Annotated in this window: 22 protein-coding genes and 1 pseudogene; 2 read left to right on the forward strand and 21 right to left on the reverse strand. The window is 60.0% G+C overall.

The window, feature by feature from the left end; all coding sequences use genetic code 11:
• The first annotated feature begins 3 nt into the window (after positions 1 to 3).
• Complete coding sequence (locus J5M73_RS16590) at positions 4 to 825, forward strand: M23 family metallopeptidase (RefSeq protein ID WP_102860408.1); 822 nt, start codon at positions 4 to 6, stop codon at positions 823 to 825.
• Positions 826 to 1,182: 357 nt separating this feature from the next.
• The gene (leuA, locus tag J5M73_RS16595) at positions 1,183 to 2,862 is read left to right on the forward strand and encodes a 2-isopropylmalate synthase (RefSeq protein WP_102860407.1); all 1,680 of its coding nucleotides are present in this window, start codon (positions 1,183 to 1,185) and stop codon (positions 2,860 to 2,862) included.
• 71 nt (positions 2,863 to 2,933) lie between these two features.
• Here leuA and J5M73_RS16600 read toward each other — a convergent pair whose 3' ends face one another.
• From J5M73_RS16600 to J5M73_RS16700, 21 genes and pseudogenes are all read right to left on the reverse strand, one after another.
• Positions 2,934 to 3,341, reverse strand: a complete 408-nt coding sequence (locus J5M73_RS16600; RefSeq protein WP_207815880.1) for a hypothetical protein — start codon at positions 3,339 to 3,341, stop codon at positions 2,934 to 2,936.
• 95 nt (positions 3,342 to 3,436) lie between these two features.
• On the reverse strand, positions 3,437 to 4,228 hold the full coding sequence (locus J5M73_RS16605) for an amidohydrolase (RefSeq protein WP_115580826.1): 792 nt from the start codon (positions 4,226 to 4,228) through the stop codon (positions 3,437 to 3,439).
• Positions 4,216 to 5,364, reverse strand: coding sequence for a pyridoxal phosphate-dependent aminotransferase (locus J5M73_RS16610; protein WP_102860404.1), 1,149 nt, complete (start codon positions 5,362 to 5,364; stop codon positions 4,216 to 4,218). Before J5M73_RS16610 ends, J5M73_RS16605 begins: the two co-directional genes overlap by 13 nt.
• 120 nt (positions 5,365 to 5,484) lie before the next feature.
• The gene (gene der / locus J5M73_RS16615) at positions 5,485 to 6,957 is read right to left on the reverse strand and encodes a ribosome biogenesis GTPase Der (RefSeq protein WP_207815887.1); all 1,473 of its coding nucleotides are present in this window, start codon (positions 6,955 to 6,957) and stop codon (positions 5,485 to 5,487) included.
• A 141-nt stretch (positions 6,958 to 7,098) separates the two neighbouring features.
• Positions 7,099 to 8,250 (reverse strand): outer membrane protein assembly factor BamB, encoded by a 1,152-nt coding sequence (bamB, locus tag J5M73_RS16620; protein WP_102860403.1) that lies wholly within the window; start codon positions 8,248 to 8,250, stop codon positions 7,099 to 7,101.
• Positions 8,243 to 8,884, reverse strand: a complete 642-nt coding sequence (locus J5M73_RS16625; RefSeq protein WP_102860402.1) for a tetratricopeptide repeat protein — start codon at positions 8,882 to 8,884, stop codon at positions 8,243 to 8,245. The genes bamB and J5M73_RS16625 overlap by 8 nt, the downstream gene beginning before the upstream one ends.
• A gap of 40 nt (positions 8,885 to 8,924) precedes the next feature.
• The gene (hisS, locus tag J5M73_RS16630) at positions 8,925 to 10,214 is read right to left on the reverse strand and encodes a histidine--tRNA ligase (protein WP_102860401.1); all 1,290 of its coding nucleotides are present in this window, start codon (positions 10,212 to 10,214) and stop codon (positions 8,925 to 8,927) included.
• A 23-nt stretch (positions 10,215 to 10,237) separates the two neighbouring features.
• Positions 10,238 to 11,347, reverse strand: coding sequence for a flavodoxin-dependent (E)-4-hydroxy-3-methylbut-2-enyl-diphosphate synthase (gene ispG, locus J5M73_RS16635; RefSeq protein WP_016968333.1), 1,110 nt, complete (start codon positions 11,345 to 11,347; stop codon positions 10,238 to 10,240).
• A 3-nt stretch (positions 11,348 to 11,350) separates the two neighbouring features.
• Entirely contained in the window at positions 11,351 to 12,373 is a 1,023-nt protein-coding gene (locus J5M73_RS16640) for a RodZ family helix-turn-helix domain-containing protein (protein ID WP_102860400.1), read from the reverse strand.
• Positions 12,373 to 13,131, reverse strand: coding sequence for a type IV pilus biogenesis/stability protein PilW (gene pilW / locus J5M73_RS16645; RefSeq protein WP_102860399.1), 759 nt, complete (start codon positions 13,129 to 13,131; stop codon positions 12,373 to 12,375). The genes J5M73_RS16640 and pilW overlap by 1 nt, the downstream gene beginning before the upstream one ends.
• A gap of 12 nt (positions 13,132 to 13,143) precedes the next feature.
• Entirely contained in the window at positions 13,144 to 14,292 is a 1,149-nt protein-coding gene (gene rlmN / locus J5M73_RS16650; RefSeq protein WP_102860398.1) for a 23S rRNA (adenine(2503)-C(2))-methyltransferase RlmN, read from the reverse strand.
• A gap of 28 nt (positions 14,293 to 14,320) precedes the next feature.
• Positions 14,321 to 14,746, reverse strand: coding sequence for a nucleoside-diphosphate kinase (ndk, locus tag J5M73_RS16655; protein ID WP_025129556.1), 426 nt, complete (start codon positions 14,744 to 14,746; stop codon positions 14,321 to 14,323).
• A gap of 94 nt (positions 14,747 to 14,840) precedes the next feature.
• Complete coding sequence (gene iscX / locus J5M73_RS16660) at positions 14,841 to 15,041, reverse strand: Fe-S cluster assembly protein IscX (RefSeq protein WP_102860397.1); 201 nt, start codon at positions 15,039 to 15,041, stop codon at positions 14,841 to 14,843.
• Positions 15,042 to 15,055: 14 nt separating this feature from the next.
• Positions 15,056 to 15,397 (reverse strand): ISC system 2Fe-2S type ferredoxin, encoded by a 342-nt coding sequence (fdx, locus tag J5M73_RS16665; protein WP_025129554.1) that lies wholly within the window; start codon positions 15,395 to 15,397, stop codon positions 15,056 to 15,058.
• Between the two features lie 3 nt (positions 15,398 to 15,400).
• The gene (gene hscA / locus J5M73_RS16670) at positions 15,401 to 17,263 is read right to left on the reverse strand and encodes a Fe-S protein assembly chaperone HscA (RefSeq protein WP_102860396.1); all 1,863 of its coding nucleotides are present in this window, start codon (positions 17,261 to 17,263) and stop codon (positions 15,401 to 15,403) included.
• Positions 17,264 to 17,314: 51 nt separating this feature from the next.
• The gene (gene hscB / locus J5M73_RS16675) at positions 17,315 to 17,836 is read right to left on the reverse strand and encodes a co-chaperone HscB (RefSeq protein ID WP_102860395.1); all 522 of its coding nucleotides are present in this window, start codon (positions 17,834 to 17,836) and stop codon (positions 17,315 to 17,317) included.
• A gap of 8 nt (positions 17,837 to 17,844) precedes the next feature.
• Positions 17,845 to 18,168, reverse strand: a complete 324-nt coding sequence (iscA, locus tag J5M73_RS16680; protein ID WP_007929524.1) for an iron-sulfur cluster assembly protein IscA — start codon at positions 18,166 to 18,168, stop codon at positions 17,845 to 17,847.
• A gap of 42 nt (positions 18,169 to 18,210) precedes the next feature.
• Positions 18,211 to 18,597 carry a Fe-S cluster assembly scaffold IscU gene (iscU, locus tag J5M73_RS16685; RefSeq protein WP_007929523.1) on the reverse strand — a complete coding sequence of 129 codons (387 nt, stop codon included), beginning with the start codon at positions 18,595 to 18,597 and terminating at the stop codon, positions 18,211 to 18,213.
• 94 nt (positions 18,598 to 18,691) lie between these two features.
• On the reverse strand, positions 18,692 to 19,906 hold the full coding sequence (locus tag J5M73_RS16690; protein WP_102860394.1) for an IscS subfamily cysteine desulfurase: 1,215 nt from the start codon (positions 19,904 to 19,906) through the stop codon (positions 18,692 to 18,694).
• A 50-nt stretch (positions 19,907 to 19,956) separates the two neighbouring features.
• Entirely contained in the window at positions 19,957 to 20,448 is a 492-nt protein-coding gene (gene iscR / locus J5M73_RS16695; protein WP_011063217.1) for a Fe-S cluster assembly transcriptional regulator IscR, read from the reverse strand.
• Positions 20,449 to 20,683: 235 nt separating this feature from the next.
• A pseudogene (locus J5M73_RS16700) lies at positions 20,684 to 21,057 on the reverse strand (serine O-acetyltransferase); the annotation flags it as partial.

Consider the following 21,057-nt stretch of genomic DNA (forward strand, 5'->3'; position numbering starts at 1 on the left):
TCCATGCCGCGCTTTCTCACTTCCCTGCTGTTGCTGTGCCTGGCCTTCAACGCCAACGCCGACAGCTACATCACTCGCCTGTTGAACAAACCCGTGCCTGGTGGCGTGGCGGTGGTGGACCTGGGCAGCGCAGCCCAGGCGCCCAAGGTCAGCTACCAGGGTAAACCCGTGCTGGTGGTGAAGGAGCAGAACAACTGGCTGGCCATTGTCGGTATCCCGTTGACGGTCAAGCCAGGCACCCAGCAGATCAGCGCCGGCAACCGCAGCCTGAACTTCGTGGTGGGCAGTAAAAAATACCCCGAGCAGCACATCACCCTGAAGAACCAGCGCCAGGTCAATCCAAACCCGGCAGACCTGAAACGCATCGATGGAGAACTGGCAGAGCAACTCCGTGCCTATCGCAGTTTCAGCCCCAACACCCCGAGCAACCTGCTGCTGGACAAGCCAGTGAACGGGCCGCTGTCGAGCAAGTTCGGAGTGCGCCGGTTCTTCAACGGCGAGGAGCGCAATCCCCACGCCGGCCTGGACTTCGCAGTGCCGGCAGGCACACCGATCAAGACTCCGGCAGCCGGCAAGGTGATCCTGACCGGCAACTACTTTTTCAATGGCAACACGGTGTTCGTCGACCACGGCCAGGGCTTTATCAGCATGTTCTGCCACATGTCGAAGATTGACGTGAAGGTGGGTCAGTCCCTGGCTCGCGGGGCAGTCGTCGGCAAGGTGGGGGCGACCGGACGCGCTACCGGCCCACACATGCACTGGAATATCAGCCTGAACGATGCCCGGGTCGATCCGGCAATCTTTATCGGGGCGTTTCAGCCCTGATCCCGAGCCCTAGTCGCCGGCAAGCCGGCCTCCCCTGAGAATTGCGCAGCCCATCACGACTGCGCAATCGTTAGTATTCTTTCAAAGAATAGGCAGCATAAAATCTCGATATAGATTCGATTTCGAGTATTCCTCTCAATTTTTTTCGACTGCTTGCCATCTCTCACCTCAGTGGTTAGGGTTGAGCACATGAAAACCTCTCACACCCTCATTCAGCGTCGTCAACACCGGAGCCTCTGCCTCGTCAGCGCACGACTGCCAGGCTGAATCGCGGTGCCTCATCCCCCTGCGTCAACACTGCACTCTTGACTCACCGGTAGGCCGCCTCTTTTCGGCCCGGACCATAAGGATTTCTCCATGACCATGCTCAAAGACCCCTCCTCCAAGTACCGCGCGTTCCCGACCATCAACTTGCCGGACCGCACCTGGCCGTCGAAAACCATCACCCGCGCGCCGATCTGGTGCAGCTCGGACTTGCGTGATGGCAACCAGTCGCTGATCGAGCCGATGGATGCGGTCAAGAAGCTGCGTTTCTGGAAGACCCTGGTGGCCGTTGGCGTAAAAGAGATCGAGGCTTCGTTCCCTGCCGCCTCGCAAACCGACTTCGACTTCGTGCGCACCCTGATCGAAGGCGGCCACATCCCGGACGACACCACCATCCAGGTGCTGACCCAGGCCCGTGAAGACCTGATCGCCCGCACCTTCGAATCCTTGCGTGGCGCCAAGAAAGCCATCGTCCACCTGTACAACGCCACCAGCCCTTCGTTCCGCCGCATTGTCTTCAACCAGGACAAGGCCGGCGTGAAAGAAATCGCGGTGAACGCGGCCAAGCTGTTCGTCAAATACGCCGCCCAGCAGCCGGAAACCCAATGGCAGTTCGAATACTCCCCAGAAACCTTCAGCGCCACCGAACTGGAGTTCGCCAAGGAAGTCTGCGACGCCGTGGTGGAAGTCTGGAACGCGACGCCGACCAACAAGGTGATCCTCAACCTGCCGGCCACCGTTGAAGTGGCGACACCCAATATCTATGCCGACCAGATCGAGTGGTTCTGCCGCCACATCAACCGTCGTGACAGCGTGCTCATCAGCCTGCACACCCACAACGACCGTGGCACTGGCGTAGCCGCCACCGAGTTGGGCCTGATGGCGGGCGCCGACCGTGTCGAAGGCTGCCTGTTCGGCAACGGCGAACGTACCGGCAACGTCGACCTGGTCACCGTGGCCTTGAACCTCTATACCCAGGGCGTCGATCCGGAGCTGGACTTTTCCGATATCGACGGCGTGCGCAAAGTGGTGGAAGAGTGCAACCAGATTGCCGTGCACCCACGTCACCCATATGTCGGTGACCTGGTCCACACCGCCTTCTCCGGCTCCCACCAGGACGCGATCCGCAAGGGCTTCGCCCAGCAGAAAGCCGACGGCTTGTGGGAAGTGCCGTACTTGCCGATCGACCCGGCCGACATCGGTCGCAGCTACGAGGCGGTCATCCGCGTCAACAGTCAGTCGGGCAAAGGCGGTATCGCCTACCTGCTGGAACAGGAATACGGCATCAGCTTGCCGCGCCGCATGCAGATCGAGTTCAGCCAGGTGGTGCAACGTGAAACCGACCGCCTGGGTCTGGAGATGACCGCCCAGCAAATCCACGCGCTTTTGCACAGCGAATACTTGCAGGCCAACACTCCGTACGCGCTGGTCAGCCATCGCCTGCAGGAAGAAAACGGCCACAGCGCCGTGGAAGTGGAAGTGTCGAGCAAGGGCCAGGGCGAAACCAACCTGAGCTGGCGCGGCAAGGGCAATGGCGCCCTGGAAGCCCTGGTGGCCGGTCTGCCGATTCCTGTAGAGATCATGGACTACAACGAACACGCCATTGGTGCGGGCACCAACGCCAAGGCGGCGGCCTACATCGAACTGCGGGTCAACGGTGAACGTGCGGTCCACGGTGTTGGTATCGACGAAAACATCACCACTGCCAGCTTCAAGGCGCTGTTCAGTGCCCTGAACCGCTCCCTGAGCGAGCAGGAAGCCAAGGCCGCTTAAGCAGCCCTGATAAAAAAGGCCCCGGGGAGTTCTGCTCCTCGGGGCCTTTTTGTATCTGGCCTTGAGCTAACTCAGGCATGCACATCGACGCTGAACATGGCCTGCAACAAGGCTGCCTGCAACACTTGCAAGGTGCTGTTGGTTACGGCGATCTGGGTCTGGATCTCCATCACTTGCTGGACTTTCTGCTCATCGCTGGCCTGCCCCTTCTCGACACCGGCCAATTGCGCCTGTTGCTGTGCCAGGATCTTCTGGGTCTGTTCGATCTGCTTCTGCAACTGCTTGACCGGATCGCCTCCGCCTTTCACCGCATCGATACTGGCATCCGCAGAGTTGACTCGCAGCTCCTGGTCTTCGGCGTCCTTGTTTTCAGCCACCGGCGCCAGCGGGCTGGTGCTGGTGTCTTCGGCTTCCCCCGTCTTGGCTTTCGGCGCGGACAGCGGGTAAGGATTGACGACATTGGCATTGATGGTAGTCATGAGTGATTCCTCCTGAATGTCCGTCCTATCGGCTTTCATCCCTGAAGCTTGATATCGGCAACCTGTAAAAAAGTGTGCTGCCGCGCCCAATCCTTCTAGGTGAACATGAAGGTATCGGCGTCGAGATTCGCGGGAAAGCGTGCTCGATAGGCCGCCAACTCGCCGGCGCTCAAACGTACCTGGAACACCCCATCCGCCTCACCGGCACTGAGCAGGGTCTCGCCCTGGTAGTCCAACACCTGGCTGTCACCGGTATACGCAAAGCCCTTGCCGTCGGTACCTACCCGGTTCACCGCAGCGACATAACACAGGTTTTCAATGGCTCGGGCCGGCAACAAGCGGTTCCAGTGCAGCCGCCGAGCCCCGGGCCAGTTGGCGGTGTACAGCAGCAGATCAGTGTCCTGGGCATCGCGGCTCCACACCGGAAAACGCAGGTCGTAGCAGATCAGCGGACGAATCCGCCACCCCTTGAGTTCGAACTGTACCTGGCGCTCACCTGGGGTGAAGTGATTGTGCTCGCCGGCCATGCGGAACAGGTGGCGCTTGTCGTAATGCCAGACTTCACCGTCGGGACGCGCCCACAACAGGCGGTTGCGATGGCTGCCGTCCGCCGCCTGGATGATCACACTGCCAGTGATCACCGCATCGAGCTTCTTCGCCTGGCAGCGCAGCCATTTGCTGGTGGGGCCGTTCTCCGCCTCAGCCAGGGTGCTGGACTCCATGGAGAAACCGGTGGTGAACATTTCCGGGAGGATGATCAGATCCGCACCGCGGGCCTGCTCCAGCAACTGCTCGAAATGCTCGAAATTGGCCTGGCGGTCATGCCAGGCCAGGGTGGTCTGGATCAATGCCAGATTCAGATCGGGTAACGCACTCAGATCACGCATAGTTTCTCCGCTGCCTGACGCAGCGTCTCCTCGCGCTTGGCAAAACACAGACGTACCAGACGCTGCCCCTGGGGCGGCTGCTGATAGAACACCGACACCGGAATGGCTGCCACGCCGTGTTCGCGGGTCATCCAGGTTGCCATGTCGACGTCATTCAAGTCTGGACGAATCTGCGAATAGTCCACCAGTTGAAAGTAGGTGCCGGCCACCCGGGTAAAGCTGAAGCGCGAAGGGCTCAGCAAGTCGCAGAACAGATCACGCTTGGCCTGGTAGAAGGCCGGTAGCTGCTCGACATGTTCCGGGCATTCGGCCATGAAGTCCGCCAGAGCGTACTGCAAAGGGGTCACGCCGCAGAAGCTGACATATTGATGCACCTTGCGCAGCTCGGCACTCAAGGCCGGTGGCGCTACGACATAACCGGTCTTCCAGCCGGTCACGTGATAGGTCTTGCCGAAGGAGCTGACGACGAAAGCCCGCGGATACAGCTCCTCGTGGGCCAAAACGCTGACATGGGGGACACCGTCAAACACCAGATGCTCATAAACCTCATCGCTGACCAGGTAGATGTCGCGATCACGGATCAGCGCTGCCAGTTGATCCAGTTCGGCACGGCTGATCAAGGCTCCACTGGGGTTGTGCGGCGTGTTGAGAATGATCATCCGTGTACGCGGACTCAGGGCTTCGCCAAGTTTCTGCCAGTCGATGGCAAAGTCATCAAGGCCCAGTTGCACATGCACACAACGGCCGCCGGCCAGTTCCACTGCCGGCTCATAACTGTCGTAACAGGGATCGAAAACGATGACCTCGTCACCGCGCTGAATCACCGCCTGGATGGCACAGAAAATGGCCTGGGTGGCGCCCGGGGTGATGGTCACTTCGCTGTCGGCATTGACCTCGACGCCATAGCTGCGAGCGATTTTCGCCGCCACCTGTTGGCGCAAGGCCGGCAATCCGGTCATGGGGGCGTATTGGTTGTGGCCATTGGCGATATGCCGTCCAACAGCGTCACGCAAGGCTTGGGGACCCTCGAAATCAGGGAAGCCCTGGGACAGATTGAGCGCTCCGGTTTCAACCGCGAGCTGGGACATCTGCGTGAAGATGGTGGTGCCGACATTCGGCAGCTTACTGGTGATCATGAGGATTCCCTGCTGAACACCCGGCTCTACGACGGCGCGGGAGGTCCCGAGAATAGCCCAAACACCGGGCATGAAAAAGGGCGCATAAAGCGCCCTCTTACCCACACAAATCCCGGTCGCTCAGCGCTTGTCGCGGCGCTTCTTGTCGGCCTTCTTGTGGTGCGACATCAAGCGACGCTTCTTGTTGACCTGGCGGTCGGTCAGCGTGTTCTTGTTGCCCTCGTACGGGTTCTCGCCACCCTTGAACTCGATGCGAATTGGCGTGCCCACCAACTTCAGTACACGACGGTAGGTGTTTTCCAGATAACGCACGTAGGACTTGGGCACCTTCTCCACCTGGTTGCCGTGGATCACGATCAGCGGCGGGTTGGCACCACCCAAGTGGGCGTAGCGCAGCTTGATCCGACGGTTGTTGACCATGGGCGGCGCGTGCTCGCCAACGGCGTCTTCGAGAATCTGCGTCAGGCGGCTGGTCGGCCAGCGGGTCACCGCCGACTTGAAGGAGTTCTGCACCGAATGGTAGAGGTTGCCCACGCCGGTTCCGTGCAAGGCCGAGATGAAGTGGATATCGGCGAAGTCGACGAAGAACAACCGGCGCTGCAGCTCGGTCTTCACATAGTCGCGCTCGCTTGGCTGCATGCCGTCCCACTTGTTCAGGGCGATCACCAAGGCCCGACCGGCTTCCAGGGCGAAGCCCAGCAGGTTCAAGTCGTGGTCCACCACCCCTTCTCGGGCGTCCATGACAAAGATCACCACGTTGGCGTCTTTGATCGCTTGCAGGGTTTTGACCACCGAGAACTTTTCAACTTCCTCGTGGATCTTGCCGCGCTTGCGCACACCGGCGGTGTCGATCAGCGTGTACTTCTCGTCGTTACGCTCGAACGGGATGTAGATACTGTCGCGGGTGGTGCCGGGCTGGTCGTAGACGATGACCCGGTCTTCACCGAGCATGCGGTTGACCAGCGTGGATTTACCCACGTTGGGGCGGCCGATGATGGCGATCTTGATCCCGTCTTTCTCGCTCGGACCAGGAATGCGCTTGGCTTCCTCGCCTTCGGCGACGATCTCTTCCTCGCCTTCTTCCGGCTCGTCGGCGTCATCCTTGGGGAACTCGCTCAGGGCGATTTCCAGCATCTGGGTGATGCCGCGGCCATGAGCACCAGCGATTGGAATCGCGTCGCCCATACCCAGTGGCGCGAACTCGGCGCGGGCCATGTCCGGGTCGATGTTATCGACCTTGTTGGCGATCACATAGGAGGTCTTGTTACGTTTGCGCAGGTGTTCGCCAATCATCTGGTCGGCCGCGGTAAACCCGGCCTTGGCGTCCACCAGGAACAACACCACATCAGCTTCTTCGATGGCCAGCAGCGACTGCTCGGCCATCTTTTCATCCATGCCATGTTCGTCACCGGAAATACCACCGGTGTCGATCAGAATATAGGTACGCCCTTGCCACTTGGCCTCACCGTATTGGCGATCACGGGTCAGACCGGACAGGTCGCCAACAATGGCGTCGCGAGTCCGAGTCAGGCGGTTGAACAAGGTGGACTTGCCGACGTTAGGTCGGCCCACCAGGGCGATTACGGGAACCATGCGGCTCTCCACTGCGTTAATTGCGAAAATACAAAAGCCGCTGCGAGGCAGCGGCTGGTGCTCGGGGCAGCACCTTGAAGTGCTGCGAACCTTGTCGAGACAAGGCCGCTTGGGGAATCAACCCCAAGCATAGTCAAACCATTACTTGATGGTCAGGGCTTCCAGTTTGCCGCTGTTGCCATACACATAAATCATGTCGCCCACCACCAGCGGACGAGCGCGCAGGCCGTCGCTATCGATGCGGGTACGGCCGACGAAACGACCGTCCACCTGACTCAGCAGGTGCAGGTAACCTTCCAGGTCGCCCACCGCTACGTAGCTGGAGAAGACTTCCGGGGCCGACAGTTGACGACGGGCCAGGGAGTCGTTGCTCCACAGGGCCGTAGTCGAACGCTCGTCCACGCCTTCCACGGTGCCCGACGACAGGCTGACATAGACGCTGCCAAAACCTTGCGCCACACCGGCATAGCTGGAAGCGTCACGCTGCCACAGCGGACGACCGCTCTCCAGGTCCAGGGCAACCACACGTCCCTGATAGCTGGCGACGTACAGGGTACCGCCGGACAGCAGCAAGCCGCCGTCGATGTCCACTACCCGATCCAGCTCGGAACGGCCTTGTGGAATAGCGACACGCTGCTCCCACACCGGCACGCCGTTGCGGATATCCAGCGCCACCACCTTGCCAGTGGAGAGACCGGCCAGGGCCAGACGGTTGGTGGCCAACGGCGCACTGGTGCCCCGCAGGGTCAGTACCGCTGGAGTGCTGTCGTAGAGCCAGAGCTGGTTGCCGGTGCTGGCATCGAGGCCAATCACCCGGTCATCCTGAGTCTGGACCACGACCACGTCACCGTTGGTCGCCGGCGGAGCCAGCACTTCACTGGTGACCCGGGAGCGCCACTTCTCTTCACCGCTGGAAGCATCCAGGGCAACCACTTCGCCTTTCAGAGTGCCGATCATGACCAGGCCGTAACCCACGCCGACGGCGCCGGAAACAGGCAGTTCGAGATCTTTCTTCCATTTGACGTCGCCATTCATGCGATCCATGGAAACCACAACGCCAGTGACGTCGGCGGCATAGATGGTGTCACCATCGATCGCCGGCACCAGCATGTTGTAGGTTTCGCCCTGACCGTCACCGATCGAACGGCTCCACTGCTTCTGCAGGACCACTTCTTCTTTGAAGTCGACCAGTTCAGCCGGCGGCAGTTCTTTCTTGCTGTTGCTGCTGCAACCCGCGGCCAACAAGGCCAGAGCCAGCAATGCTGCATGTTTCCAACGGATCACGTCATGCATCCCCTTTGGCCAGGTCGTCCAGCTTGATTTGTAAGCCACCGACCGCCGCCTCATCCGAGAGCGCCGCCTTGGCTTTTTGGTATGCCGCATGGGCCTCATCCACACGGCCCAACTGGACCAGCAGATCACCCTTGAGTTCTTCGCGGGTCGCCAGGAACGCCTTGTCGGCATCACCCTCGAGCAGCTTCAAGGCCTCGTCAGCCTTGTTCTGCGCCGCCAGCACCTGGGCCAGACGCTGGCGCGCCACTTCACCCAGAGCCGGGCTCGCCGGCTTGTCGAGCACTGCTTTGAGCTGCGCCGCTGCGTCGTCCAGCTTGCCGGTGTCCACGGCTACCTTGGCCACGAACAGGTTGCCGTATTGCGCGTAGGCAGTACCGCCGAACTCGCTGTTGAGCTTGCCGGCCAGGTCTGCAACCCGGGCGGCGTCAGGCTTGCCATCTGGCGTCAGGGTGGTTTCCAGCAGTTGCTGATAGAGCACCGAAGCACCTTGCGACTGATTGTTCTGATACTTGTGCCAGGCCTGCCAGCCGAACACGATAACCAAGGCCAGCAGGCCGCCAGTCACCAGGGGTTTGCCGTTGCGCTGCCACCAGTCTTTCAATTCCGCCAGCTGTTCATCTTCGGTACTCGACACCCCAATACTCCTTATTCGCTAAATCGGCTGTTTGACAGCTTCAACCCTGCACGATGCAGGTGGCCAGGTGCGCGGCGAGCGCATCCCAGGCAATGCTTTGTTGTTCACCCTGGCCACGCAGGGGTTTGAAACCTACCACTTGCTGGGCCAGTTCGTCGTCACCAAGGATCAGCGCGTACAGCGCACCGCTCTTGTCGGCCTTCTTAAATTGGCTCTTGAAGCTGCCGGCACCGGCATTGATCTGCAGACGCAGGTTCGGCAATTGGTCTCGAACGCGCTCACTCAGCGCCAGTGCGGCCAGTTCGGCAGCCTCCCCGAAGGCGCAGAGGTAAACGTCGACCTGGCGCGAGATTTCTTGCGGGATCTGCTCCAGGGTTTCCAGCAGCAGCACCAGGCGTTCGATCCCCATGGCGAAGCCAACACCCGGTGTAGGTTTGCCACCCATTTGCTCGACCAGACCGTCGTAACGGCCGCCGGCACACACAGTACCCTGGGCGCCGAGTTTGTCGGTGACCCATTCGAAAACGGTCTTGCTGTAGTAATCCAGCCCGCGCACCAGCTTCGGGTTGATCACATAAGGGATACCCGCGGCGTCCAGACGGGCCTTGAGCCCCTCGAAGTGCACACGGGACTCTTCATCCAGGTAGTCGGCCAGCTTGGGCGCGTCCACCAGTACGGCTTGAGTGTCCGGATTCTTGGTATCGAGCACGCGCAGAGGGTTGGTCTTCAGGCGACGCTGGCTGTCTTCGTCCAGCTTGTCCATGCGCGCCGACAGGAACGCCACCAGCGCGTCGCGATAACGTGCGCGGGCCTCAGCAGTGCCCAGGCTGTTGAGTTCGAGCTTGACCGCATCACGGATGCCCAGCTCGCCCCACAGGCGCCAGGTCAGCACGATCAGTTCAGCATCAATGTCCGGACCGTCGAGGTTGAAAACCTCGCAACCAATCTGGTGGAACTGGCGATAACGGCCTTTCTGAGGGCGCTCGTGACGGAACATCGGGCCGATGTACCAGAGCTTCTGCACCTGGCCACCGCCAGTGATGCCGTGCTCGAGTACAGCGCGGACGCACGCCGCAGTGCCTTCCGGACGCAGGGTCAGGGAATCACCGTTGCGGTCTTCGAAGGTGTACATCTCTTTTTCGACGATGTCGGTCACTTCGCCAATGGAGCGCTTGAACAGCTCGGTGAACTCGACGATCGGCATGCGGATCTGCTTGTAACCGTAGTTATCCAGCAGACGCGCCACAGTGCCCTCGAAATAACGCCACAGGGGGGTCTGCTCGGGCAGGATGTCATTCATGCCACGAATGGCTTGCAGAGACTTGCTCACAAAAAATCCTTAAATACGTTCGGTTAGCCGCGAGCGATAAGCGCTGCGTCGGCTTCGACCTTTTCGGCCGCCTTCTGCCGGATCAGCTTTTCAAGCTCGTCCACCAGATTGTCATTGGTCAGTTTCTGCGCAGGCTTGCCGTCGATGTAGATCAGATTCGGCGTACCACCGGTCAGGCCGATATGCGCCTCTTTGGCTTCACCCGGGCCGTTGACCACACAACCGATCACCGCGACATCCAACGGCACCAGCAAGTCTTCCAGGCGCCCTTCCAGTTCGTTCATGGTTTTCACCACATCGAAATTCTGCCGCGAGCAGCTCGGGCAAGCGATGAAGTTGATGCCACGGGAACGCAGGTGCAGGGACTTGAGAATGTCGTAGCCGACCTTCACTTCCTCGACCGGGTCGGCCGCCAACGAGATGCGAATGGTATCGCCAATGCCTTCGGCCAGCAGCATACCGAGGCCGACGGCGGATTTCACCGTGCCTGAACGCAATCCGCCGGCTTCGGTGATCCCCAGGTGCAGAGGCTGGATGATTTCCTTGGCCAGCAAGCGATAGGCTTCGACGGCCATAAACACGTCGGACGCCTTCACGCTGACCTTAAAGTCCTGGAAATTCAGGCGTTCAAGGTGCTCGACGTGGCGCAGTGCCGACTCAACCAGCGCTGCTGGAGTCGGTTCGCCGTACTTTTTCTGCAGATCTTTTTCCAGGGAGCCGGCGTTGACCCCGATACGGATCGGAATTCCGCGGTCACGGGCGGCATCCACCACCGCACGCACCCGGTCTTCGCGACCGATGTTGCCGGGGTTGATCCGCAGGCAATCCACACCCAGCTCGGCTACGCGCAGGGCGATCTTGTAGTCGAAGTGAATGTCGGCCACCAGCGGCACCTTGACCTGCTGCTTGATGCGGCCGAACGCTTCGGCGGCGTCCATGTCCGGTACCGAGACCCGCACGATGTCGACACCGGCAGCTTCAAGGCGGTTGATCTGGGCGACGGTTGCAGCCACGTCGTTGGTGTCGCTGTTGGTCATGCTCTGCACCGCAATCGGGGCATCGCCACCGACCGGTACCGAGCCGACCCAGATCTTGCGGGACTCGCGACGTTTGATTGGAGATTCGCCGTGCATGACTTATTGACCTAACTTCAGGCGAGCGGTCTCGCCACTGGTGAACGGGGCGATATCCACCGCCTGACCGTTGTAAGAAATTTGTGCGCCACGGGCATACCCCAGACGTACGGCAAATGGCGGCTTGCCGCTAACATCGACCGTTTCACCCTTGCGCTTCAGGGCACTGAGCAGAATCTTGCCATTGCCATCGATGACCTGGGCCCAGCAATCGGCACTGAACTGGATCTGCACCTGGCCCGCCCCGGCAACCGGAGAGGTAGGCGCCGCTGCAGTGGCAGGATTCGCTGGCGTAGCGGGTACGACAGCCGGAACCGGCGCCTGAACTGCAGGTGCGCTGACAACCGGCGCAACAGCCGGGGCAGCATGCGCAGGAGCGGTCGGAGTCGCAGGGGTCGCAATCGGAGCCGACGTTGCAGGCGCCACTGGATTGGCAGGCGCCTCAGCGGCAGCCAGGCTCTGAGTTTGCGCGGCGTTGTCCTGGGCTTCGCTCTGACCTTCGGCGACGGCCTGGTCTTCCGGTTCGTCGATTGGATGGATCTGCGTGGTGCCGTCGGCACCCTCAACCTCAACGTGCTCGGGACTCAAGGAGATCGGCTCCTTGCCGCGCAAGGAGGACTGATCCTGCCACCAGATGAAACCGCCACCCACCACGGCCACCAACAGCAGCAAGCTGACGATGCGCAGGATGGTGTGGGAAACCCGTACCGGCTCTTCGATACGACCCAGGGCATGAACGCTGCTGCCTTGGGAGTCGGTACCGGTGTATTGATCGAATTCCTGTACCAGGATGGCCTGGTCCATGCCCAGCAATTTGGCGTAGGCACGGATATAGCCCCGAGCAAAGGTATGCCCTGGCAGTTTGTCGAACGCGCCGGCTTCTAGATTGCTCAGGGAGCTCACGGTGAGGTTGAGCTTGTGGGCCACTTCAGCCAGCGACCAACCATTGCTTTCGCGGGCCTGACGCAGGGTCTCACCGGGGTTTACGCGAGTCACTGCTTGAACTTCGGGATGCGCCGCTTTCATCATTGCTCCGACAGGTATTGCTGATATTCCGGCGTACCGGGATAAAGTCGTTTTAGTTGCAGGCCGTAACTGGCGGCCTTGTCGCGATCTTCGAACACCGTTGCCAGCCGAACGCCGAGCAATAGACTACGTGCATTTTGCTCGCCGAGCAGGCTAAAACGATCGTAATAGTCGCGCGCGGGCACATAATGCCTGTCTTCGTAAGACAACTCAGCCATTTCCAGCAATGCGCGGGGCTGTTGGTGATTCAGGCGCAGGGCTTTTTCCAGTTGCAGTTGGGCCAGCTCACGCTGGCCCAGCTTGGAAGCGGTCATACCGAGGTTTTCGAACACCCGGGAACGCTCGGGGTACAGAGTATCAGCAGCGGCCTGCTCGAAGCGCTGATAAGCCTCTTTGTAACGTTTTTCTTCGAACAGGAAGCTGCCGTAGTTGTTGAGGATACGCGCACTGTCCGGACGGGCCGCCAGGGCTTGGCGAAAGTGCTCATCGGCCAGCGCAGGCTCCATCTCGGCCTGGAACACCAGCGCCAGGGCGGCGTTGGCATCAGCATCGGCAGGCGCCAGCTCCAGGGCCTTTTTCAACGGCACCTTGGCCCTTTCGCTCATCCCCTGCTGCAGATACCCCAGGCCCAGCTGTACGTAGGCCTCGCGCGCCTCATCACGGCCCTTGCTGGTGTTCATCGGACTGGAATCACCCGACAGAACACAGCCAGCACAGAGACTGGCAACAAGCAGGAGCAGCGCGAAGCGCAGGGTCATGGAGATCCTCTCTCAGGTACGGGTCGCGGCGCTTTGCGGCATATCGGCGTCGGCGCTCAGCTCACGCACGGCGATATAGCGTTCGCTACGGCGGGTGCGGTCCAGCACCTGCCCGACCAACTGACCGCAGGCGGCATCGATGTCTTCACCGCGAGTCGTACGCACGGTGACATTGAAACCGGCATGATGCAGTTGGTCCTGGAAACGACGAATGGCGTTGTTGCTCGGACGCTCGTAACCGGAATGAGGGAACGGGTTGAACGGGATCAGGTTGATCTTGCAAGGAATGTCCTTGAGCAACTCGATCATCTCAACCGCGTGTTCCAGCTTGTCGTTGACGTCCTTGAGCAGGGTGTACTCGATGGTCAGCACGCGCTTCTCGCCCAGGGAGGACATGTAGCGCTGGCAGGACTCCAGGAGCATCTTCAGCGGGTACTTCTTGTTGATCGGCACCAACTGGTTGCGCAGCGCATCGTTGGGTGCGTGCAGGGACAACGCCAGGGACACGTCGATGTGCTTGGCCAGCTCATCGATCATCGGCACCACGCCGGAGGTGGACAGGGTCACACGGCGCTTGGAAATGCCGTAGCCCAGGTCGTCCATCATCAGGTGCATGGCGGCGATGACGTTGTCGAAGTTCAGCAGCGGCTCACCCATGCCCATCATCACCACGTTGGTGATGGCACGGTCGACGGTTGCCGGGACGCTGCCAAAGGATTTGTTGGCAATCCACACCTGGCCGATGACTTCGGCGGCGGTGAGGTTGCTATTGAAGCCTTGCTTGCCGGTGGAGCAGAAACTGCAATCCAGGGCACAGCCTGCCTGGGACGAAACGCACAGAGTGCCGCGCTTGCCCTGGGGAATGTACACGGTCTCGACGCAGCTGCCGGACGCCACGCGCACCACCCATTTGCGGGTGCCGTCGCTGGAGATGTCCTCGCTGACCACTTCCGGACCGCGAATCTCGGCAACGGCCTTGAGCTTCTCGCGCAAAGCCTTGCCGACATTCGTCATGGCGTCGAAATCATCGACGCCAAAGTGGTGAATCCATTTCATTACCTGACCGGCACGGAAACGCTTCTCCCCGATTGAGTCGAAGAATTTCTCCATTTCCGGTTGAGTCAACCCCAACAGGTTAGTTTTGCCGATCGATGTAGTCATGGTCTCACCCCTCACTCGCCAGCCTTACTCAGCGAGCGGTTACTTCAGTAGCTGCGAAGAAGTAAGCGATTTCGCGAGCAGCGGCAGCTTCGGAGTCCGAACCGTGAACGGCGTTGGCGTCGATGGACTCGGCGAAGTCAGCACGGATGGTGCCGGCAGCAGCTTCTTTAGGGTTGGTAGCGCCCATCAGCTCACGGTTGCGAGCAATGGCGTTTTCGCCTTCCAGAACCTGAACAACAACTGGGCCGGAAGTCATGAAGGCAACCAGTTCGCCGAAGAAGCCACGCTCGCTGTGCTCAGCGTAGAAGCCTTCAGCTTCAGCCTTGGACAGTTGCTTCATTTTCGAAGCTACAACGCGCAGGCCGGCTTCTTCAAAACGGGAAACGATCTTGCCGATAACGTTTTTTGCAACAGCGTCAGGCTTGATGATGGAGAAAGTACGTTGAACAGCCATGGTGTAACTCCAGAAACGGTGATTAAAGCGAAAAATTAAACCCGCGAATTATACGCGGGTTTATAGGGATTGCCTAACTGCGTAGCCCGCGGATTCAGTCCGCTTCGTCGATCCAGGCGGCCTGAATTGCTTCAAGAACCTTCTCGCCTCCGCGAGCCGGATCGTCGCTGAACTCTGGCAGTGCCAGAACCCATTGGTGCAAGTCGACAAAGTTCACATAACGCGGATCCACATCCGGCTTGGAATCAGCCAGCTGGATCGCGATTTCCAGTACATCAACCCACTTCAGACTCATGACGCCTCCTTGAATCAGTGCGGCGCTTCGGCGGCATGGTTGAGTGAGTACTTGGGAATTTCAACGGTCAGGTCTTCATCGCCAACGATGGCCTGGCACGACAGGCGCGACTGTGCTTCCAGGCCCCAGGCCTTGTCCAGCAAGTCTTCTTCCAGCTCGTCGGCTTCGTTCAGCGAGTCAAACCCTTCACGAATGATGCAGTGGCAGGTAGTGCAGGCGCAGACGCCGCCGCAGGCGCTCTCGATCTCGATGTGGTTGTCGTGGGCCACGTCGAGTACCGAAACACCAGGCTCGACCTCGACAACCAGACCGTCCGGGCAGAACACGGCGTGTGGCAGAAAAATGATCTGCGGCATCAGTTATTCCTCGATTTCATTCAGGTTGCGCCCCGCCAACGCGGCTTTCACCGTCGAATCCAGGCGGCGGGCAGCAAAGGCATCGGTCACTTGCGACAGACGCTTGGTCTGCTGCTCGATGGCGTAACCATCGGTACCACGCATCAATTCACTCAGCTCCTGCATCTGCAGTTCGATGACCATGCGCTCTTCAGCGTCCAGCAGGCGGTCACCGTCAGCATCCAGGGCGCCCTGCACAGCCTCGATCAGGCGCTGGGCATCAACCTGCTGCTCACGCAGCACGCGGGCCACCTTGTCGTCACCGGCGTACTGGAAGGAGTCCTTGAGCATCTTGGCGATTTCGCCGTCGGTCAGGCCGTAGGACGGCTTGACCTGAATGCTGGCTTCAACACCCGAACCCAGCTCTCGGGCAGAGACACTGAGCAGGCCATCGGCGTCGACCTGGAAGGTCACGCGAATCTTCGCGGCACCGGCCACCATCGGCGGGATGCCACGCAGCTCGAAGCGCGCCAGGGAGCGGCAGTCACTGATCAGCTCGCGCTCGCCCTGCAGCACATGAATCATCATGGCCGTCTGGCCATCCTTGTAGGTGGTGAAGTCCTGGGCACGGGCAACCGGGATGGTGGTGTTACGCGGAATCACCTTCTCCATCAGCCCGCCCATGGTTTCCAACCCCAACGACAGCGGAATCACGTCCAGCAGCAGCAATTCACCCCCTTCGCGCTTGTTGCCCGCGAGGGTATCGGCCTGGATCGCGGCACCAATGGCCACCACTTGATCCGGATCGATCTCGGTCAACGGCTGGCGACCAAACATTTCAGCCACCGCTTCACGCACACGCGGCACGCGGGTCGAACCGCCCACCATGACCACTGCCTGCACTTCGTCCAGCTCGACATTGGAGTCGCGAACGGCACGACGGCAGGCCTTGAGGCTGCGGGCAACCATAGGCTCGATCAGGGCGTCGAAGGCCTCGCGAGTCAGGGCGGCGCGCCAATCGCCATGCACCACTTCCACGGATGCAGCACTGGTCAGGGCTTCCTTGGCCGCACAGGCGGTTTGCAACAGATTGCGCTGGGTGCCTGGGTCCAGGTCGGCGGACAGGCCCGCGCCCTCGATGATCCAGCCGGCAATGGCGTGATCGAAGTCGTCGCCACCCAGGGCCGTATCGCCACCAGTAGCCAGCACCTCGAAGACACCGCCGGTCAGGCGCAGGATGGAAATATCGAAGGTACCGCCGCCCAGGTCATAGATCGCCACCACACCCTCGGCGTGCTGATCCAGACCGTAAGCCACGGCAGCTGCGGTCGGCTCGTTGAGCAGGCGCAGCACATTCAGGCCAGCCAGTTTGGCCGCATCCTTGGTGGCTTGACGCTGGGCATCATCGAAATAGGCCGGAACGGTAATCACCGCACCTACCAGCTCGCCCCCCAGGGCCGCCTCAGCACGCTGACGCAAGACCTTGAGCACTTCAGCCGATACCTCCACCGGGCTTTTCGGCCCCTGGATGGTCTCGATGAACGGCATATGCGACTCACCATCAACGAAGCGATAAGGCAGTTGCTCACCCAATTGCTTGACGTCGGACAGGCCGCGCCCCATCAGGCGCTTGACCGAGAGCACGGTGTTCAGGGGATCGCTGGACGCAGCCAGGCGGGCGGATTCACCCACTTCGACGCGGTCGGCGTGATAACGCACGGCCGACGGCAGAATCACCTGACCCTGCGCGTCAGCCAGAGGCTCGGAAAGACCACTGCGCAAGGCAGCGACCAGCGAATTGGTAGTGCCCAAGTCGATCCCCACAGCCAGGCGACGCTGGTGCGGTTGAGGACTTTGGCCGGGTTCGGCGATCTGCAGTAGGGCCATGCTTATCTGGACTTATCTGTATATCAGGCGTGCGACCGGAGCGGCACTGGGTTAATCGTCGAGGCGCTCTTCTAACTGGCGCACTTCGTAGGTGAGCTTGTCGAGGAACTGCATGCGCCGCATCAGGCGTTCGGCCTGCTCGCGTTGCGCTGCATCATCCCAACAGGCTGCGAAGCTTTCGTTCAGTTCATCCTGTGCAGTCTTGAGTCGACGCTTGAATGCTGCCACTCCAACCAGGTCGGCGCTGTCCTGCAAGTCTTCGAGTTCTTCGCGCCATTGCATCTGCTGCAGAAGAAACTCCGGATCATGCACCGTGACTTCCAGCGGCAACTCACCGCCATTCAAGGCCAGAAGATAACGAGCACGCTTTGGCGGACTCTTGAGGGTCTGGTAAGCCTCGTTGAGGCTTGCCGACTGCTCCAGGGCCAGACGTTGCTCGCGCTCGGAAGCATCGGCAAAACGGTCTGGATGAACCCCACGCGCCAACTCACGGTAGCGCGCAGCCAACTGCTCGAGATCCAGACGGAAGCTCGGTTGCAGTTCAAATAAAGCGAAATGACAAGGAGTACCCACAAGAAGCCTCAGATGTTGAAGCTTTCGCCGCAGCCACATTCACCGCGCACGTTGGGGTTGTTGAACTTGAAGCCTTCGTTCAACCCTTCCTTGACGAAATCAAGCTCGGTGCCGTCCAGATAGGTCAGGCTCTTTGGGTCGATGATCACTTTCTCGCCGTGACTTTCGAACACCTGATCGTCCTCGCCGATCTCGTCGACGAACTCCAGCACATAGGCAAGGCCGGAACAGCCTGTGGTGCGAACACCCAGACGAATCCCATCACCCTTGCCGCGCCCATTGAGGGAGCGTCGCACGTGTTGAGCAGCCGCTTCTGTCATGCTGATAGCCATCGTGACTCCTTACTTGTCGCCAAATCTGTGAAAGCCGATCGATCAGATCAGGCCTTTCTTCTGCTTGTAGTCGCGAACGGCGGCCTTGATGGCGTCTTCGGCGAGAACCGAGCAGTGGATCTTCACTGGAGGCAGGGCCAGCTCTTCAGCCAGCTGAGTGTTCTTGATGGTTTCGGCTTCATCCAGCGTCTTGCCCTTCATCCACTCAGTGGCCAGGGAGCTGGAAGCAATGGCGGAACCGCAGCCATAAGTCTTGAACTTGGCGTCTTCAATGATGCCCTGCTCGTTGACCTTGATCTGCAGGCGCATCACGTCGCCGCAGGCTGGAGCGCCGACCATGCCGGTGCCGACATCCGGATCTTCCGCGTTCATCTTGCCGACGTTGCGCGGGTTCTCGTAGTGGTCGATGACCTTTTCGCTGTAAGCCATGATTCTTAATCCTCACTCATCAGAGAGTCGCTCTTGGGTTCTGCAAATCGCCGTTATCGGGACGCTCTACAGAACCCTGTGCGGCGACTTATATTCAGTGCGCCGCCCACTCGATCTTCGAGATATCGACGCCATCTTTGTACATGTCCCACAGCGGCGACAGAGCGCGCAGCTTGGTAACGGCTTCGCAGACTTTCTGCGCCGCGTAATCGATTTCTTCCTCGGTGGTGAAGCGGCCGAAGGTGAAGCGGATCGAGCTGTGAGCCAACTCGTCGTTACGGCCCAGGGCACGCAGCACGTACGAAGGCTCGAGCGAAGCCGAAGTACAGGCCGAACCGGAAGACACTGCCAGATCCTTGAGGGCCATGATCAGCGACTCGCCTTCAACGTAGTTGAAGCTCAGGTTCAGGTTGTGCGGTACACGAGCCGTCATGCTGCCATTGATATACAGCTCTTCCAGGTGTTCAACCTGCTTGTAGAAGCGATCGCTCAGGGCCTTGATGCGCGCATTTTCGGCGACCATGTCTTCCTTGGCGACGCGGAAGGCTTCGCCCATGCCGACGATCTGGTGAGTGGCCAGGGTGCCGGAACGCATGCCGCGTTCGTGACCGCCGCCGTGCATGGTGGCCTCCAGGCGCACGCGAGGCTTGCGGCTGACGTACAGCGCGCCAATGCCTTTAGGGCCGTAGGTCTTGTGGGCAGAGAAGGACATCAGGTCGACTTTCAGGGCCTGCAGGTCGATTTCGACCTTGCCGGTGGACTGAGCGCCGTCGACGTGGAACAGAATACCTTTGGAGCGGGTCAACTCGCCGATGGCGGCAATGTCGTTGATGGTGCCGATTTCGTTGTTCACATGCATGATCGAAACCAGGATGGTGTCGTCACGCAGGGCCGCTTCAACCATGGCCGGAGTGATCAAGCCATCTTCGCCTGGCTCGATGTAAGTCACTTCAAAGCCTTCACGCTCGAGTTGGCGCATGGTGTCCAGGACAGCCTTGTGCTCGATTTTCGAGGTAATCAGGTGCTTGCCCTTGGTGTGATAGAAATGCGCGACCCCCTTGATGGCCAAGTTGTCGGACTCGGTTGCACCGGAGGTCCAGACGATTTCACGCGGATCAGCGTTAACCAGGTCGGCCACTTGGCGACGGGCATTCTCCACCGACTCTTCGGCCTTCCAGCCGAACACGTGAGAGCGGGACGCCGGGTTACCGAAGTTTCCGTCGACCAGCAGGCATTCACTCATTTTTTGCGCAACACGCGGATCGACCGGCGTGGTCGCTGAGTAATCAAGGTAAATCGGCAATTTCATGGACTCTCTCCTAAATCAGGCTGGCTGGCGTGCCGCTAGCTCTTTGGCTGTCATTCGACGGCGGACGCTTCAATCTTGTCCAGGCGCGGCGCCTTGCCATTACAACGGCGCTGGTCCTGACGCTGGGCTACTTCTTGTACCTCACGGCGAGTAACAAGATCAGCCAAGCTGATACCGCTCAGAAATTCGTGAATCTGCAGGCTCAAGTCGCACCACAGGTGATGGGTCAGGCAGGTGTCGCCGGCATGGCAATCACCCAGCCCCTGGCATTTGGTTGCATCGACCGATTCATTCACCGCATCGATCACCTGAGCCACCTGAATCCCCTGCATGTCACGGGACAGCTGGTAGCCGCCACCAGGCCCCCGGACGCTGGACACCAGGTTACTGCGGCGCAGTTTGGCGAAAAGCTGTTCGAGGTAGGACAGGGAGATGCCTTGGCGCTCAGAGATATCGGCCAGGGAGACCGGGCCATGTTGCGCGTGCAACGCCAGATCAAGCATGGCGGTCACGGCGTATCGGCCTTTAGTAGTCAGTCGCATGGACAAGTACCACGGAGTTTCGGGATGGACGCGAGTATGCAATACCCGAGTAATCGAGTCAACTATAAGACCAACTACTTTAGTCGGGTTTACCCGCAAAAGAGCGCGCAAATCATAGCAAAGTCTGCGACGTAATGGCACAGCAGGATGGCAACACCTGACCTGCGGGTCACTCAAAGGGTATTAGGTCCTTTCGCTAGCAAGCCGGCCCACAGAGGGGGCCGGTTTTGCGCCATCAGCCGACCTGACTGCCGTCCTTGCCTTTGACTTCAGCGAAGTCTTCTTCACGCAATTGAGGCAGATCCTTGGCACAGTAATCACTGCCCAGATCCTTCAGAGCGCCACACATATCCTCCAGACGACCGTCGACTGCCTGCAGGTGATCCAGCAACTGCCCGATAGCCCGAGCCACCGGATCCGGCATGTCCTCGCCGACACCGTAGGCATCGAAACCGAGTTTTTCCGCCATGGCCTTGCGCTTGGCCGTCTGCTCGTCGCTGGACTTCATGATGATCCGCCCAGGAATGCCCACCACCGTCGCTCCGGCCGGCACCGCCTTGGTCACCACCGCATTGGAACCAACCTTGGCCCCCGCCCCCACAATAAAGG

The sequence above is a fragment of the Pseudomonas sp. 50_B genome, from assembly GCF_017491625.1.
Taxonomy (GTDB): Bacteria; Pseudomonadota; Gammaproteobacteria; order Pseudomonadales; family Pseudomonadaceae; genus Aquipseudomonas; species Aquipseudomonas danubii.

Coding starts and splice junctions, on each gene's coding strand:
- J5M73_RS16590 (WP_102860408.1), top strand. CDS start 4: ATGCCGCGCTTTCTCACTTCCCTGCTGTTGCTGTGCCTGGCCTTCAAC.
- leuA (WP_102860407.1), top strand. CDS start 1,183: ATGACCATGCTCAAAGACCCCTCCTCCAAGTACCGCGCGTTCCCGACC.
- J5M73_RS16600 (WP_207815880.1), bottom strand. CDS start 3,341: ATGACTACCATCAATGCCAATGTCGTCAATCCTTACCCGCTGTCCGCG.
- J5M73_RS16605 (WP_115580826.1), bottom strand. CDS start 4,228: ATGCGTGATCTGAGTGCGTTACCCGATCTGAATCTGGCATTGATCCAG.
- J5M73_RS16610 (WP_102860404.1), bottom strand. CDS start 5,364: ATGATCACCAGTAAGCTGCCGAATGTCGGCACCACCATCTTCACGCAG.
- der (WP_207815887.1), bottom strand. CDS start 6,957: ATGGTTCCCGTAATCGCCCTGGTGGGCCGACCTAACGTCGGCAAGTCC.
- bamB (WP_102860403.1), bottom strand. CDS start 8,250: ATGCATGACGTGATCCGTTGGAAACATGCAGCATTGCTGGCTCTGGCC.
- ispG (WP_016968333.1), bottom strand. CDS start 11,347: ATGCACGGCGAATCTCCAATCAAACGTCGCGAGTCCCGCAAGATCTGG.
- J5M73_RS16640 (WP_102860400.1), bottom strand. CDS start 12,373: ATGAAAGCGGCGCATCCCGAAGTTCAAGCAGTGACTCGCGTAAACCCC.
- pilW (WP_102860399.1), bottom strand. CDS start 13,131: ATGACCCTGCGCTTCGCGCTGCTCCTGCTTGTTGCCAGTCTCTGTGCT.
- rlmN (WP_102860398.1), bottom strand. CDS start 14,292: ATGACTACATCGATCGGCAAAACTAACCTGTTGGGGTTGACTCAACCG.
- ndk (WP_025129556.1), bottom strand. CDS start 14,746: ATGGCTGTTCAACGTACTTTCTCCATCATCAAGCCTGACGCTGTTGCA.
- iscX (WP_102860397.1), bottom strand. CDS start 15,041: ATGAGTCTGAAGTGGGTTGATGTACTGGAAATCGCGATCCAGCTGGCT.
- fdx (WP_025129554.1), bottom strand. CDS start 15,397: ATGCCGCAGATCATTTTTCTGCCACACGCCGTGTTCTGCCCGGACGGT.
- hscA (WP_102860396.1), bottom strand. CDS start 17,263: ATGGCCCTACTGCAGATCGCCGAACCCGGCCAAAGTCCTCAACCGCAC.
- iscA (WP_007929524.1), bottom strand. CDS start 18,168: ATGGCTATCAGCATGACAGAAGCGGCTGCTCAACACGTGCGACGCTCC.
- iscU (WP_007929523.1), bottom strand. CDS start 18,597: ATGGCTTACAGCGAAAAGGTCATCGACCACTACGAGAACCCGCGCAAC.
- J5M73_RS16690 (WP_102860394.1), bottom strand. CDS start 19,906: ATGAAATTGCCGATTTACCTTGATTACTCAGCGACCACGCCGGTCGAT.
- iscR (WP_011063217.1), bottom strand. CDS start 20,448: ATGCGACTGACTACTAAAGGCCGATACGCCGTGACCGCCATGCTTGAT.